Below are 14,179 nucleotides of genomic sequence, written 5' to 3' on the forward strand. Positions count from 1 at the left end.
AAATTGATGTGCCACAGCACCGGCAGGTTTCTGTTTACGCTAAGCGCTGCGAGAGAGGTGCTGACGCAAAGCCCACTCCACATGCTCCCTGACCATTTCCGACGGATACTCCCGTCGCGCCTTCAACGCTTCCAGTACCGGAATCGTTGAAGGCGCATTCCCCAGCCCCACTGCCAGATTGCGCAGCCAACTTTCGTAACCGGCGCGCCGCAACGGCGAGCCTTCGGTGCTGCTGAGAAACTTGTCCTCGTCCCACATGAACAATTCGGCCAGTTCAGCGTTGTCCAGGTTGTGCCGTGGCTTGAAGTCGCTTTCCCCGGACGGACGGGCGAAGCGGTTCCACGGGCAAACGATCTGGCAGTCGTCGCAACCGAACACCCGGTTGCCGATCAACGGCCGCAGTTCTTCGGCAATCGCACCCTTGAGTTCAATGGTCAGGTAGGAAATACAGCGCCGGGCATCCAGCACATAGGGGCCGACGAAGGCATTGGTCGGGCAGATGTCGAGGCACGCGGTGCAGCGGCCGCAGTGTTCGGTGGCGTGGGGCGAGTCCACCGGCAGCGGCAAGTCGACGAACAGTTCCGCGAGGAAGAAGTAACTGCCGGCCTTGCGATTCAGGACCAGGGTGTTTTTGCCGATCCAGCCGAGGCCGGCTTGCTCCGCGATGGCTTTTTCCAGCACCGGGGCGCTGTCGACAAAGGCGCGGTAGCCGAAGGGGCCGATGACGGCTTGAATCTTTTCTGCCAGTTGTTGCACGCGCTTGCGAATTAATTTGTGGTAATCGCGGCCCAAGGCATAACGCGAGACATAAGCTTTTTCCGGTTGGGCCAGCACTTTTGCCATTTGCGTGTCGCCGGCCAGGTAGTCCATGCGCAGCGACACCACGCGCAAAGTGCCCGGCACCAGTTCTTCCGGGTGCGAACGTTTGCTGCCGTGGGCACCCATGTAGTCCATTTCGCCGTGATAGCCGGCTTCGAGCCAGCGCTGCAGATGCTGCTCATGCTCGGCCAGGTCGAGACCACTGATGCCGACTTGCTGAAAGCCCAGCTCACGACCCCAATCCTTGATGGATTGGGCGAGGGCGGGCAGATCTGTAGTAATAGCGGGCATGAGGCGAGAGAAACCGGAGCTGAGGTGCGTATAATTCTGCCAGACATCGGAGCCCGAAGACGCATGCCGCACACTAAAGATGAAATACCCGACGCGCTGTACAGCGCCGCCCAGGTGCGAGCACTCGATGCGAGCCTGATCGCGGCCGGCACCAGGGGCTTCGAATTGATGCAGCGCGCGGCCCGGGCCACCTGGCGTGCAATGGTCCGCCAATGGCCGGCAGCAAGCGAGTTAAGCGTATTGGCTGGCCATGGCAATAATGCTGGCGACGGCTATCTGGTGGCGGTTCTGGCTCGACGTGCCGGATGGACCGTGCGGGTGCTGGCGGTGGGCGATCCGCAGCGTTTGCAGGGCGATGCGGCATTGGCATATGCCGAGGCTGTATCTGAAAAAGTCTTCATTGAGCACTGGGCAGCCGGGTCCGAGTTGCGCGGCATTGTACTGGATGCGTTGCTGGGCACGGGTTTGACCGGCGAAGTGCGCGAGCCATACCGCAGCGCTATCGGTGCGATCAATGCTGTCGAGCTGCCCGTGGTGGCGGTGGATATTCCATCCGGGTTGTGCGCGGATACCGGTCGCATTCTGGGGGATGCAGTGCGAGCCGACCTGACGGTCACGTTCATTGGTTTGAAACTGGGATTGTTCACGGGCGATGCGGCAGACGTGGTGGGCGAGCTGGTTTTCAATGATCTGCACGCCGACCCGCAGTTGCTTGAGGGGGCACCGATCAGTGCCCGTCGCTTGTCAGCCAACAATCTTCCGCGTCTGGCCTCCCGCGCACCGGCTTCCCATAAAGGCAAGTTCGGCCATGTGCTGCTGATCGGTGGTGATCGCGGTTTCGGCGGCGCGATCCTGCTGAGTGCGCAAAGTGCACTGCGCAGCGGCGCCGGCATGGTTTCGGTGGCGACCCGCAGCGAACATGTACCCGCCGCGCTGGCCAGAATCCCCGAAGCGATGGTTTTGGGCGCCTCATCAGCCAATCAGTTAATGGGTTTGCTTCAAAAAGTTTCCGTGCTGGTTGTCGGCCCGGGACTTGGGCAGGCTGGCTGGGGGCGCAGCTTGTTGTCCGCCGCCGCCAACGCGCCGTTACCGCAAGTCTGGGACGCCGATGCGCTGAACCTGCTGGCCGAGGCGCGTGTGGTGTTGCCCAGGGATTGCGTCATCACCCCGCATCCGGGTGAGGCGGCACGCTTGTTGGGGATCAGCACGGCGCAGGTTCAGGCGGATCGTCCTGCAGCAGCCCACGCGTTGAGCAAAAAATATACAGCCGTGGTTGTGCTCAAAGGCGCCGGCAGTTTGATCGCCAGTCCCGACGGGCGGTTGGCCGTGTGTCATCAGGGGCACCCGGCAATGGCCACCGCCGGTTTGGGCGATGTGTTGGCCGGGCTGGTCGGCGCGTTGCTGGCTCAGGGCATGGCAGCGTTCGACGCAGCCTGCCTGGCGGTCTGGCTGCACGCCAATGCCGGTGCGCAACAGGGTAAATTCGGCCGTGGGCTGGCGGCCAGTGATCTGATACCAGCCATTCGTCAGTTGTTGGAGGAGCAAGCACCGTGTCTGAAGTAACCCTGTACCTGGCTGATGAAGAAGCGATGACCGCGTTTGGCGCGCGTATCGCTCAGACGACTCAAGGGCACGGTCTGATTTTTCTCGAGGGTAATCTCGGCATGGGTAAAACCACGCTGTCGCGGGGCATCATCCGTGGCCTGGGCCATGTCGGGGCGGTGAAAAGTCCGACGTTCACTCTGGTCGAGCCTTACGAGATCGGTGACATTCGCGCCTTCCATTTCGACCTGTATCGACTGGTCGACCCCGAAGAGCTGGAATTCCTTGGTATCCGCGACTACTTCGAAGATGACGCCCTGTGTCTGATCGAATGGCCCGATAAAGGTGCAGGCTTTTTGCCAAAGCCCGACCTGACCATTACCATTAGCCCGCAAGACAGCGGACGTTCGCTGACAATTTTATCCCAGGGTTCGCGTGGCGAAGCCTGGTGTGCCGCTTTGGCATTGGAATCCAAATAGATGATGGGGTTAGGTATGCGCTTTCGCGCGTTGGTTGCTGCCGTAGGGATGTTGTTTTTGGCGGTGACCGTCGACGCTGTGGCCGAATCGAAGGTCAACAGTGTTCGCCTGTGGCGGGCGCCGGACAACACGCGGCTGGTGTTTGACCTGACGGGTCCCGTACAGCACAGCGTCTTCACCCTGTCTGCTCCCGATCGCCTGGTCATCGACATCAATGGCGCCAGCCTTGGCGCGCCGCTGAACGTCAACACTTCGAATACGCCGATCACTGCCATGCGCTCGGCCCAGCGTACGCCGACCGACCTGCGGGTGGTCATCGATCTGAAAAAGGCCGTCACGCCAAAAAGCTTCTCCCTGGCCCCGAATGCCCAGTACGGCAACCGACTGGTGGTCGACCTGTTCGACAACCCGGCCGATGCCGCGCCGCCGCCAGCGCCAACGCCTTCGGTCGCCACGGTGCCTGCCGTGCCGGTCACGCCGACCGAGCCTGCAATCAAATTGCCGCCAGCCCCGGCCGGCAAACGCGACATCATTGTCGTGATCGACGCCGGTCACGGTGGCGAAGACCCGGGGGCTTCCGGCTCTCGCGGTCAGCGTGAAAAAGACGTGGTGTTGCAGATTGCCCGCGAAACCCAACGCCAGGTCAACGGCATAAAAGGCTTCCGCGCCGAACTGACCCGCACTGGCGACTATTTCATCCCCTTGCGCGGGCGTACCGAAATCGCCCGCAAGAAGGGCGCCGATCTGTTCGTTTCGATCCACGCCGACGCCGCACCTTCGGCCGCTGCGTTCGGTGCATCGGTATTCGCTTTGTCTGATCGCGGAGCGACCTCCGAGACCGCACGTTGGCTGGCAGACAGCGAAAACCGTTCCGACCTGATCGGCGGTGCCGGCAACGTCAGCCTTGATGACAAGGACCGCATGCTTGCCGGCGTGCTGCTCGATCTGTCGATGACCGCTTCCCTGACGTCCAGCCTGAACGTCGGGCAGAAAGTCTTGAGCAACATCGGCCGGGTCACGCCATTGCACAAACAACGCGTGGAACAAGCCGGGTTCATGGTGTTGAAGTCGCCGGACATTCCGTCGATCCTGGTGGAAACCGGGTTTATCTCCAACGCCAACGAAGCCTCGAAACTCGCGGCATCGAGCCACCAGCAAGCGCTGGCACGTTCCATCAGCAGCGGCGTGCGCCAGTTCTTCCAGCAAAATCCGCCACCGGGCACTTACATTGCCTGGCTGCGTGACTCGGGCAAGATCGCTCAAGGTCCGCGTGATCACCGGGTAAACCCGGGCGAAACGCTGGCGATGATCGCCGTGCGCTATCAGGTATCGCCTGCTGCTGTGCGCAGTGCGAACAATCTGTCGAACGATGAGCTGAAGGTCGGTCAGCACCTGACCATTCCGGGCAATGACCTGGCGGCCAAAGAATGAACCAGGTCGTGAACAAAAGCGCTCGCATCGAGCTGCTCAGCCCGCGGCTGGCGAACCAGATTGCCGCCGGTGAGGTGGTGGAGCGTCCGGCGTCGGTGATCAAGGAGCTGCTGGAAAACAGCCTCGACTCCGGCGCCAAACGAATCGATGTCGATGTCGAACAGGGCGGCGTCAAGCTGCTACGGGTGCGCGACGACGGCAGCGGGATTTCCGCCGACGACCTGCCGCTGGCGCTGGCGCGTCACGCCACCAGCAAGATTCGCAACCTGGAAGACCTCGAGCAGGTGATGAGCCTGGGCTTTCGTGGTGAGGCACTGGCGTCGATCAGCTCTGTGGCGCGCCTGACCCTGACGTCCCGCACCCGCGATGCCGATCAGGCCTGGCAGGTGGAAACCGAAGGCCGCGACATGGCGCCTCGCGTGCAGCCCGCCGCTCATCCAGTGGGCACCTCAGTGGAAGTGCGCGACCTGTTTTTCAACACCCCGGCGCGGCGCAAGTTTCTCAAAACCGAAAAAACCGAGTTCGATCACCTGCAAGAAGTGATCAGGCGTCTGGCGCTGGCGCGTTTCGACGTGGCGTTCCATTTGCGGCACAACGGTAAAACCATTCTCAGCCTGCATGAGGCCCACGATGACGCGGCCCGTGCACGGCGCGTGGCGGCCATCTGCGGGCCGGGGTTCCTGGAGCAGGCGCTGCCGATCGAAATCGAGCGCAATGGTCTGCACCTGTGGGGCTGGGTCGGTTTGCCGACCTTCAACCGTAGCCAGGCGGATTTGCAGTATTTCTTCGTCAACGGTCGTGCGGTGCGCGACAAACTGGTGGCTCACGCGGTGCGCCAGGCTTATCGCGACGTGCTGTTCAACGGCCGGCATCCGACATTCGTGCTGTTTTTCGAGGTTGACCCGACAGGTGTCGACGTCAACGTGCACCCGACCAAACACGAAGTGCGTTTCCGCGAAGGGCGCATGGTCCACGATTTCCTCTACGGTACTTTGCACCGCGCCTTGGGCGATGTGCGGCCGGACGACCATCTGGCGGCGCCGGTGGCGACGGCCATCGTCCGGCCGACCGGTCTGGATGCCGGAGAATTCGGTCCCCAGGGCGAAATGCGCCTGGCCGCCAATGCACTGCTTGAGCAACCGCAGGCTCAGCCTTCGTTCAATACGCCTGCCGGTTCAGGCGCTGGCGCCGGTTACCAGTATCAATACACGCCACGTCCGCAGTCCGGTGTACCCGTAGCTGAAGCGCAAGCGGCCTATCGCGAGTTTTTCGCTCCGCTGCCCGAGGCCAATGCCGTCGCGCTGCCCGCGGGGCAGGATGATATTCCGCCGTTGGGTTACGCGCTGGCGCAGCTTAAAGGCATCTACATTCTTTCGGAAAATGCCCAGGGCCTGGTTTTGGTGGACATGCATGCCGCTCACGAACGGATCATGTACGAGCGCTTGAAGGTTGCGATGGCCAGCGAAGGCCTGAGCGGCCAACCGCTGCTGGTGCCGGAATCGCTGGCAGTCAGCCAGCGTGAAGCCGATTGTGCTGAAGAGCATGTCGCCTGGTTCCAGCGTCTGGGCTTTGAATTGCAGCGTCTTGGCCCGGAAACCCTGGCCATTCGGCAGATTCCGGCACTGCTCAAGCAGGCGGAAGCCAACCGCCTGGTCGCTGATGTATTGGCTGACCTGATGGAGTACGGCACCAGCGATCGCATTCAGGCGCACATCAACGAACTGCTGGGGACCATGGCTTGTCATGGCGCGGTTCGTGCGAATCGGCGTCTGGCCCTGCCGGAAATGAACGGTCTGCTGCGTGACATGGAAAACACCGAACGCAGCGGTCAATGTAACCATGGCCGACCGACCTGGACCCAACTGGGCCTGGACGATCTGGACAAACTGTTCTTGCGCGGTCGTTGATGAGCCAGCTCCCACCTGCGATTTTCCTGATGGGCCCGACCGCCGCCGGCAAGACCGACCTGGCCATCGAGCTCACCAAGGTCCTGCCTTGCGAACTGATCAGCGTCGATTCGGCGCTGGTCTATCGTGGCATGGACATCGGCACCGCCAAGCCGTCGAAAGAGCTGTTGGCAGAGTTTCCGCACCGTTTGATCGATATTCTCGACCCGGCCGAGAGCTATTCGGCCGCGGATTTTCGCCGTGACGCCCTCGAAGCCATGGCCGATATCACTGCGCGGGGAAAAATTCCGCTGTTGGTAGGCGGCACGATGCTCTACTACAAGGCTTTGCTCGAAGGGCTGGCAGAAATGCCGGCGGCTGATCCCTGCGTGCGCGCGCAAATCGAGGAAGAGGCTGCACGCCTTGGCTGGCAAGCCCTGCACGACCAGTTGGCGGTGATTGATCCGGTCTCCGCGGCGCGGATTCATCCGAACGATCCGCAGCGCCTGAGTCGAGCACTGGAAGTTTATCGCGTGAGCGGTCAAAGCATGACTGCACTACGCTTGCAACAATCTGCGCAAAGTACTGAAGCAGCCGCTTCGGGACGGCAACAATTGCCCTATACTGTCGCGAACTTGGCCATTGCTCCGGCAAATCGTCAGGTACTGCACGAGCGAATTAAACAAAGATTCACTTTAATGTTGGAACAGGGATTCATTGACGAGGTCGTAGCCCTGCGCAAGAGAAGTGACCTGCATGCCGGGTTGCCGTCTATACGTGCAGTAGGCTACCGCCAGGTCTGGGACTACCTGGATGGCAAGCTGACGTCAGCCGAGATGCAGGAGCGTGGAATCATTGCCACGCGCCAGTTGGCGAAACGCCAGTTCACATGGCTGCGCAGTTGGGCTGATTTACACTGGCTGGACAGCCTGGATTGCGACAATCTGCCGCGCGCCTTGAAATACCTGGGGACCATCTCCATATTGAGCTGAGTCCTTGCAATTGCCGTCTATCCTTGGGGGTGTGACGGCCAAAGCCATCTGTTTACCTATTTTTTATATTGAATCCTTAAAGGAGTGCGGCACATGTCAAAAGGGCATTCGCTACAAGACCCTTACTTGAATACTTTACGTAAAGAGAAAGTTGGGGTGTCCATCTACCTGGTCAACGGTATCAAACTGCAAGGCACGATCGAGTCGTTCGACCAGTTCGTCATCCTGCTGAAAAACACCGTCAGCCAAATGGTTTACAAACACGCTATCTCTACAGTGGTGCCGGTTCGTCCAATTCGTCTGCCTAGCGCAACCGAATCCGAAGCAGGTGACGCTGAGCCAGGTAACGCCTGATAGGAGTCTCCTTTGTTCTTTGAGCGCCACGGTGGTGGTGAGCGAGTCATCCTCGTTCACTTGGATGGACAGGACCCTGAGGCGCGCGAAGATCCGCAGGAGTTTCAGGAATTGGCTAATTCGGCCGGCGCCGAGACCGTTGCGTTTTTTAACGTGCCGCGTCATCGGCCAACCGCCAAATTCCTGATTGGCAGCGGCAAGGTCGAGGAATTGCGCGACCTGGTAAAAGCCGAAGAAGCCGATCTGGTGATTTTCAATCACGTCCTCACGCCCAGCCAGGAACGTAACCTCGAACGTGTTTTCGAGTGTCGCGTGATCGACCGCACCGGTCTGATTCTCGATATTTTCGCCCAGCGCGCCCGTACCCATGAAGGCAAGCTCCAGGTCGAACTGGCCCAGCTTGACCACATGAGCACCCGGCTGGTTCGCGGCTGGACCCACCTTGAGCGTCAGGGTGGCGGTATCGGCATGCGTGGGCCGGGTGAAACCCAACTCGAAACCGACCGTCGATTGCTGCGGGTTCGCCTGCGACAGATCAAGGGCCGGCTGGAGAAGGTGCGCAGCCAGCGCGAACAGTCGCGACGTGGTCGCATGCGTGCGGATATCCCTACCGTATCGCTGGTGGGATATACCAACGCCGGTAAATCCACGCTGTTCAATAACGTCACGAAATCCGACGTTTACGCGGCTGACCAATTGTTCGCCACGCTGGACCCGACCCTGCGCCGTCTGGATCTGGACGACCTGGGGCCGATTGTCCTGGCGGACACCGTAGGTTTCATTCGCCACTTGCCCCACAAGCTGGTCGAGGCATTTCGGTCTACCCTCGAAGAGTCGAGCAATTCCGATCTGTTGTTGCACGTGATCGATGCGGCCGAACCGGATCGCATGTTGCAGATCGAGCAGGTGATGGTGGTGCTGGGCGAGATTGGCGCCCAGGACTTGCCGATCCTCGAGGTCTATAACAAACTCGATTTGCTTGAAGGCGTTGAGCCACAAATCCAGCGCGACGAAAACGGCAAGCCCCAGCGGGTCTGGCTGTCGGCGCGTGATGGCACTGGCCTGGAATTGCTTGAGCAAGCCATTGCCGAGTTGCTTGGCAGTGATTTGTTTGTTGGCACCTTGCGCTTGCCGCAACGATTCGCCCGACTGCGTGCGCAGTTTTTTGAACTCGGTGCGGTACAAAAGGAAGAACACGATGACGAAGGCATCAGTTTGCTGGCCGTTCGCTTGCCACGATCCGAGTTGAATCGGCTGGTGAGTCGTGAGGGTTTGCAACCGGTGGAGTTCATCGAGCAACACACTTTGCAATAAAAGCCTGAGAAAGCGGTTGTGCCGTGGTGACAGGCATTCTGTAGCATTGGTCGGCGCGCCGTGGGTGCGTCTTTGCTTTATCAGATGGAGAGCGCTATGGCTTGGAATGAGCCGGGTGGCAACTCGAATAATCAGGATCCTTGGGGTGGCAAGCGTCGCAATAACGGCGACCGCAAGGGACCACCGGATCTCGACGAGGCCTTCCGAAAGCTGCAGGAAAGCCTGAACGGGTTGTTCGGTGGTGGTAAGAAACGGGGTGACGACGGTGGTGGTTCGGGCAAGAGTGGCGGCTTCGGCGGCCTGCTCGGCATCGGCCTGGTCGTTCTGGCGGCCGTATGGCTGTACAGCGCGGTCTATGTCGTCGACGAGCAGGAGCAAGCCGTGGTGCTGCGCTTCGGCAAGTACTACGAAACGGTCGGCCCGGGTCTGAACATCTACTTCCCGCCGATCGACAAGAAGTACATGGAAAACGTAACGCGTGAGCGTGCGTACACCAAGCAGGGCCAGATGCTGACCGAAGACGAGAACATCGTCGAAGTGCCGCTGACCGTGCAGTACAAGATCAGCAACCTGCAGGACTTCGTACTGAGCGTCGATCAGCCGGAAGTCAGCCTGCAGCACGCGACCGACAGCGCACTGCGCCATGTGGTGGGTTCCACCGCGATGGACCAGGTGCTGACCGAAGGTCGTGAATTGATGGCCAGCGAGATCAAGGAGCGTCTGCAACGCTTCATGGATACGTATCGCACCGGCATCACGGTCACCCAGGTCAACGTACAGAGCGCAGCGGCACCGCGTGAAGTCCAGGAAGCCTTCGATGACGTGATCCGCGCCCGTGAAGACGAGCAGCGTTCGCGTAACCAGGCCGAAACCTATGCCAACGGCGTCGTGCCGGAAGCCCGTGGTCAGGCCCAGCGCATTCTCGAAGACGCCAATGGCTACCGTGACGAAACCGTCTCGCGTGCCAAGGGTGAGGCCGATCGCTTCACCAAACTGGTCGCCGAGTATCGCAAGGCACCTGAAGTTACCCGCCAGCGTCTGTATCTGGACACCATGCAGGAAGTCTTCAGCAATACCAGCAAGGTTCTCGTGACCGGCAACAAGAATGGCCAGAGCAACCTGCTTTACCTGCCTCTGGACAAGATGGTCGAAAGTGGTCGCAGCACCAGCACTCCGGTGACCGGCGCCGCTGCCAGCAGCAATGAAGCGAATGCGCGTGCGGCAGCTGATCTGCAGCAACAGCAAGCACGTACCAGGGAGAGTCGCTGATGAGCAATAAATCGCTGATCGCCCTTATTGTCGGCGTCGTCGTGGCGATCGCTGCCTGGAACTGCTTCTACATCGTGGCTCAGACCGAGCGTGCGGTGTTGCTGCAGTTCGGTCGCGTGGTCCAGACCGATGTTCAGCCAGGCCTGCATGTGAAAGTGCCTTACGTTAACCAGGTGCGCAAATTCGACGCACGTCTGATGACGCTCGATGCACCGACACAGCGCTTCCTGACGCTGGAGAAGAAAGCCGTGATGGTCGATGCCTACGCCAAGTGGCGCGTGAAGGACGCCGAGCGTTTCTACACTGCGACTTCCGGCCTCAAGCAGATCGCCGACGAACGTCTGTCCCGTCGTCTCGAATCCGGGCTGCGTGACCAGTTCGGCAAGCGCACCTTGCACGAAGTCGTGTCGGGTGAGCGTGATGCACTGATGGCGGATATCACGGCGTCGTTGAACAAGATGGCTGAAAAAGAGCTGGGCATCGAAGTTGTGGATGTCCGGGTCAAAACCATCGACCTGCCGAAAGAAGTGAACCGCAGTGTGTTCGAGCGTATGAGCACCGAGCGTGAGCGTGAAGCTCGCGAGCACCGCGCCAAGGGTAACGAGCTGGCTGAAGGCATTCGTGCCGATGCCGATCGTCAGCGCCGCGTGTTGTTGGCGGAAGCCTATCGTGAATCTGAAGAGATTCGTGGTGATGGCGATGCCCAGGCCGCTTCGATCTACTCCAAGGCCTACGGTCAGGATCAGGAGTTCTACGCGTTCTACCGTAGCCTGCGTGCCTACCGTGAAAGCTTCGCGAACAAATCCGACGTCATGGTTCTTGACCCAAGCAGCGACTTCTTCCATTACCTGGAAAAAGCCAAGCCTTGATACGACGCTGACCTGAATCATCCTCCGCCGGGCGGCTAAAACCTCTGGCGGGGTGATCCTTTGGGAAAACGTGTGTATGATGCGGCAGCCGGGAAATTCCCGGCTTTTTTGCGTCTGCATGTTTGATTGCTGTTTTATGCAGGTGCCCGAGCGCTATGGCTCGAAAGGTTTTACGAGGAAAGTGGTCGGCGAAGCCCGTTTCAGGCTTTTCGCCACGTCGCTCATGCGCGTGGTTTGCGCTGGGCCGGTCATTTTCTGCTTCACTCAAGGCTCGCCCAAAGGCTGGCTGCCCGGATCATAGGGGATTGGCGTAATGGCAACGGTAGACCGCTGGCTGCTGCCAGATGGCATCGAAGAAGTACTGCCACCGGAAGCTGCGCGTATTGAAGTCGCGCGTCGTCAGGTGTTGGATCTGTTCCAGAGCTGGGGTTACGAGTTTGTCGTGACTCCCCATATCGAGTACCTGGAATCCTTGCTGACCGGCGCGGGCCAGGATCTGGACCTGCGTACCTTCAAGGTGATCGATCCTCAGTCGGGTCGTCAGATGGGTTTCCGGGCCGACATCACGCCACAGGTGGCGCGCATCGATGCGCACACCCTGCGACGCGAAGGTCCGAACCGTCTCTGCTATGCCGGCAGCGTGCTGCATGCGCAGCCGCGCGCCTTGTCGTCCTCGCGCAGCCCGATTCAACTGGGTGCCGAGTTGTACGGCGACGGTAGCCCAAGCAGTGATGTCGAAGTCATCAGCCTGATGTTGGCCATGCTGCAACTGGCGGATGTGCCGGATGTGCACATGGACCTGGGGCATGTCGGTATTTACCGCGGCCTGGCGCGCGCCGCCGGTTTGTCGGGCGAAGTTGAACAGCAGTTGTTCGATGCGCTGCAACGCAAGGCCATCGACGAGGTCATTACCTTGACCGAAGGCTTGCCTGCCGATCTGTCGGGCATGCTGCGGGCGTTGGTCGACCTGTGTGGCGGCCGTGAAGTCCTGGCGGCGGCGCGTGAGCGTCTGGCCAAGGCCCCGGCCCCGGTTCTGGCTGCACTGGATGACTTGCTGGCGATCGCCGAGCGTCTGTCCGCGCGCTTCCCGGAGCTGCCGCTGTATTTCGATCTGGGCGAACTGCGCGGCTACCACTACCACACCGGTGTGGTGTTCGCTGTATTCGTACCGGGTGTTGGTCAATCCATCGCTCAGGGTGGTCGTTACGACGACATCGGCGCCGACTTCGGTCGTGCCCGCCCGGCAACCGGCTTCTCCACCGATTTGAAAACCCTGGTGACCCTGGGGCGTGCTGAGATCGAGCTACCGTCTGGCGGTATCTGGATGCCTGACAGTACGGATGCGGCACTCTGGCAGCAGGTTTGCCAGTTGCGCAGTGAGGGTCAGCGTGTCGTTCAGGCCTTGCCTGGACAACCTTTGGCCGCCGCCCGTGAAGCGGACTGCGACCGGCAATTGATTCAGCAGAACGGGCTTTGGCAAGTATCGCCACTGGCTTCTTGAGTTTTCCTGCCGGCCGCCGCCGGCACCAAGTTTGCGCGAATGAGGACAAGTGTTATGGGTAAGAATGTCGTAGTCCTGGGCACCCAATGGGGTGATGAGGGCAAAGGCAAGATCGTTGATCTGCTGACCGAACATGCTGCCGCCGTAGTGCGCTACCAGGGTGGCCACAACGCTGGCCACACGCTGGTGATCGACGGTGAAAAAACTGTCTTGCACCTGATTCCGTCGGGCGTACTGCGCGAAGGCGTGCAGTGCCTGATCGGTAATGGCGTGGTGGTTGCACCTGACGCCCTGCTGCGGGAAATCAACAAGCTGGAAGAGAAAGGCGTACCGGTGCGTGAGCGCCTGCGCATCAGCCCTTCCTGCCCGCTGATCCTGTCCTTCCACGTTGCGCTGGACCAGGCCCGTGAAAAGGCCCGTGGCGAGCTGAAGATCGGCACTACCGGTCGCGGCATCGGCCCGGCCTACGAAGACAAGGTTGCACGTCGCGGCCTGCGTGTGGGCGACCTGCTCAACATGCCGCGCTTTGAAGACAAGCTGCGTGAACTGGTGGATTACCACAACTTCATGCTGGTGGGTTACTACAAAGAGCCGGCCATCGACTTCGACAAGACCCTGGCCGAATGCAACGAATACGCTGAGCTGCTCAAGCCGCTGATGCTGGATGTGACTGCCGAGCTGCACGACCTGCGTCGCGCTGGCAAAGACATCATGTTCGAAGGCGCCCAAGGCTCCCTGCTGGACATCGACCACGGTACCTACCCGTACGTGACCAGCTCCAACACCACCGCTGGCGGCGTTGCTACCGGTTCGGGTGTTGGCCCGATGTTCCTGGACTACATCCTGGGCATCACCAAGGCTTACACCACGCGTGTAGGTTCGGGTCCATTCCCGACTGAGCTGTTCGACGAAGTCGGCGCGCACCTGGCCAAACAAGGTCACGAGTTCGGTGCAACCACCGGCCGTGCCCGTCGTTGCGGCTGGTTCGACGCTGTCATCCTGCGTCGCGCTATCGATGTGAACAGCATCTCTGGCATCTGCCTGACCAAGCTGGACGTGCTCGACGGTCTGGAAACCATCAACATCTGCGTCGGCTACAAGGATGCGCAAGGTAATGCCGTTGCCCCGACCGATGCTGACAGCTACGTAGGCCTGCAGCCTGTTTACGAAGAAGTGCCGGGCTGGACCGAATCGACTGTGGGTGCCAAAACCCTGGAAGAGCTGCCAGCTAACGCCCGCGCTTACATCAAACGCGTTGAAGAGCTGATCGGCGCGCCGATCGACATTATTTCGACGGGTCCGGACCGCAACGAAACCATCGTTCTGCGCCATCCGTTCGCTTGATAAGTCGTTGATGTAAAACACAAAGGCCCCTTAATAGGGGCCTTTGTCGTTTATGCCTGTTGGACGGCATGACCTTTGCTATTAGCTT

At 60.3% G+C, this 14,179-nt stretch carries 12 protein-coding genes; 11 read left to right on the forward strand and 1 reads right to left on the reverse strand.

The features are described 5' to 3' along the window. Positions 1 to 39: 39 nt before the first annotated feature. A complete protein-coding gene (gene queG, locus ASD60_RS01955) occupies positions 40 to 1,110 on the reverse strand; it encodes a tRNA epoxyqueuosine(34) reductase QueG (protein ID WP_056852369.1) in 1,071 nt (356 codons plus the stop codon). Between the two features lie 63 nt (positions 1,111 to 1,173). Between queG and ASD60_RS01960 the strand changes: the two genes are divergently transcribed. From ASD60_RS01960 to ASD60_RS02010, 11 genes are all read left to right on the forward strand, one after another. Next, complete coding sequence (locus ASD60_RS01960; protein ID WP_056852370.1) at positions 1,174 to 2,673, forward strand: NAD(P)H-hydrate dehydratase; 1,500 nt, start codon at positions 1,174 to 1,176, stop codon at positions 2,671 to 2,673. Beyond that, positions 2,661 to 3,131 carry a tRNA (adenosine(37)-N6)-threonylcarbamoyltransferase complex ATPase subunit type 1 TsaE gene (gene tsaE / locus ASD60_RS01965; RefSeq protein ID WP_056852371.1) on the forward strand — a complete coding sequence of 157 codons (471 nt, stop codon included), beginning with the start codon at positions 2,661 to 2,663 and terminating at the stop codon, positions 3,129 to 3,131. Before ASD60_RS01960 ends, tsaE begins: the two co-directional genes overlap by 13 nt. Before the next feature lie 48 nt (positions 3,132 to 3,179). Further along, positions 3,180 to 4,562, forward strand: a complete 1,383-nt coding sequence (locus ASD60_RS01970; RefSeq protein ID WP_442965968.1) for an N-acetylmuramoyl-L-alanine amidase — start codon at positions 3,180 to 3,182, stop codon at positions 4,560 to 4,562. Further along, positions 4,559 to 6,469: a DNA mismatch repair endonuclease MutL gene (gene mutL, locus ASD60_RS01975; RefSeq protein WP_056852373.1), complete on the forward strand. Its 1,911-nt coding sequence runs from the start codon at positions 4,559 to 4,561 to the stop codon at positions 6,467 to 6,469. The genes ASD60_RS01970 and mutL overlap by 4 nt, the downstream gene beginning before the upstream one ends. Continuing rightward, a complete protein-coding gene (gene miaA / locus ASD60_RS01980) occupies positions 6,469 to 7,440 on the forward strand; it encodes a tRNA (adenosine(37)-N6)-dimethylallyltransferase MiaA (RefSeq protein WP_056852374.1) in 972 nt (323 codons plus the stop codon). The genes mutL and miaA overlap by 1 nt, the downstream gene beginning before the upstream one ends. A gap of 93 nt (positions 7,441 to 7,533) precedes the next feature. Continuing rightward, positions 7,534 to 7,794, forward strand: coding sequence for an RNA chaperone Hfq (gene hfq / locus ASD60_RS01985; RefSeq protein WP_007902656.1), 261 nt, complete (start codon positions 7,534 to 7,536; stop codon positions 7,792 to 7,794). 12 nt (positions 7,795 to 7,806) lie between these two features. Further along, positions 7,807 to 9,108 carry a ribosome rescue GTPase HflX gene (hflX, locus tag ASD60_RS01990; protein WP_056852375.1) on the forward strand — a complete coding sequence of 434 codons (1,302 nt, stop codon included), beginning with the start codon at positions 7,807 to 7,809 and terminating at the stop codon, positions 9,106 to 9,108. 96 nt (positions 9,109 to 9,204) lie between these two features. Next, positions 9,205 to 10,377, forward strand: a complete 1,173-nt coding sequence (gene hflK / locus ASD60_RS01995) for an FtsH protease activity modulator HflK (protein ID WP_056852376.1) — start codon at positions 9,205 to 9,207, stop codon at positions 10,375 to 10,377. Next, complete coding sequence (hflC, locus tag ASD60_RS02000; protein ID WP_008064109.1) at positions 10,377 to 11,246, forward strand: protease modulator HflC; 870 nt, start codon at positions 10,377 to 10,379, stop codon at positions 11,244 to 11,246. The genes hflK and hflC overlap by 1 nt, the downstream gene beginning before the upstream one ends. 313 nt (positions 11,247 to 11,559) lie before the next feature. After that, positions 11,560 to 12,747: an ATP phosphoribosyltransferase regulatory subunit gene (locus ASD60_RS02005; protein ID WP_056852377.1), complete on the forward strand. Its 1,188-nt coding sequence runs from the start codon at positions 11,560 to 11,562 to the stop codon at positions 12,745 to 12,747. Between the two features lie 54 nt (positions 12,748 to 12,801). Continuing rightward, positions 12,802 to 14,091, forward strand: a complete 1,290-nt coding sequence (locus tag ASD60_RS02010) for an adenylosuccinate synthase (RefSeq protein ID WP_056852378.1) — start codon at positions 12,802 to 12,804, stop codon at positions 14,089 to 14,091. Positions 14,092 to 14,179: the final 88 nt, after the last annotated feature.

Source organism: Pseudomonas sp. Root562, from assembly GCF_001427125.1.
Classification (GTDB): Bacteria; Pseudomonadota; Gammaproteobacteria; order Pseudomonadales; family Pseudomonadaceae; genus Aquipseudomonas.

Excerpts from the sequence above, each read along its gene's own strand:
- queG (WP_056852369.1), bottom strand. The coding sequence starts at position 1,110 with ATGCCCGCTATTACTACAGATCTGCCCGCCCTCGCCCAATCCATCAAG.
- ASD60_RS01970 (WP_442965968.1), top strand. The coding sequence starts at position 3,180 with ATGTTGTTTTTGGCGGTGACCGTCGACGCTGTGGCCGAATCGAAGGTC.
- ASD60_RS02010 (WP_056852378.1), top strand. The coding sequence starts at position 12,802 with ATGGGTAAGAATGTCGTAGTCCTGGGCACCCAATGGGGTGATGAGGGC.
- hfq (WP_007902656.1), top strand. The coding sequence starts at position 7,534 with ATGTCAAAAGGGCATTCGCTACAAGACCCTTACTTGAATACTTTACGT.
- mutL (WP_056852373.1), top strand. The coding sequence starts at position 4,559 with ATGAACCAGGTCGTGAACAAAAGCGCTCGCATCGAGCTGCTCAGCCCG.
- hflC (WP_008064109.1), top strand. The coding sequence starts at position 10,377 with ATGAGCAATAAATCGCTGATCGCCCTTATTGTCGGCGTCGTCGTGGCG.
- ASD60_RS02005 (WP_056852377.1), top strand. The coding sequence starts at position 11,560 with ATGGCAACGGTAGACCGCTGGCTGCTGCCAGATGGCATCGAAGAAGTA.
- miaA (WP_056852374.1), top strand. The coding sequence starts at position 6,469 with ATGAGCCAGCTCCCACCTGCGATTTTCCTGATGGGCCCGACCGCCGCC.
- ASD60_RS01960 (WP_056852370.1), top strand. The coding sequence starts at position 1,174 with ATGCCGCACACTAAAGATGAAATACCCGACGCGCTGTACAGCGCCGCC.
- hflK (WP_056852376.1), top strand. The coding sequence starts at position 9,205 with ATGGCTTGGAATGAGCCGGGTGGCAACTCGAATAATCAGGATCCTTGG.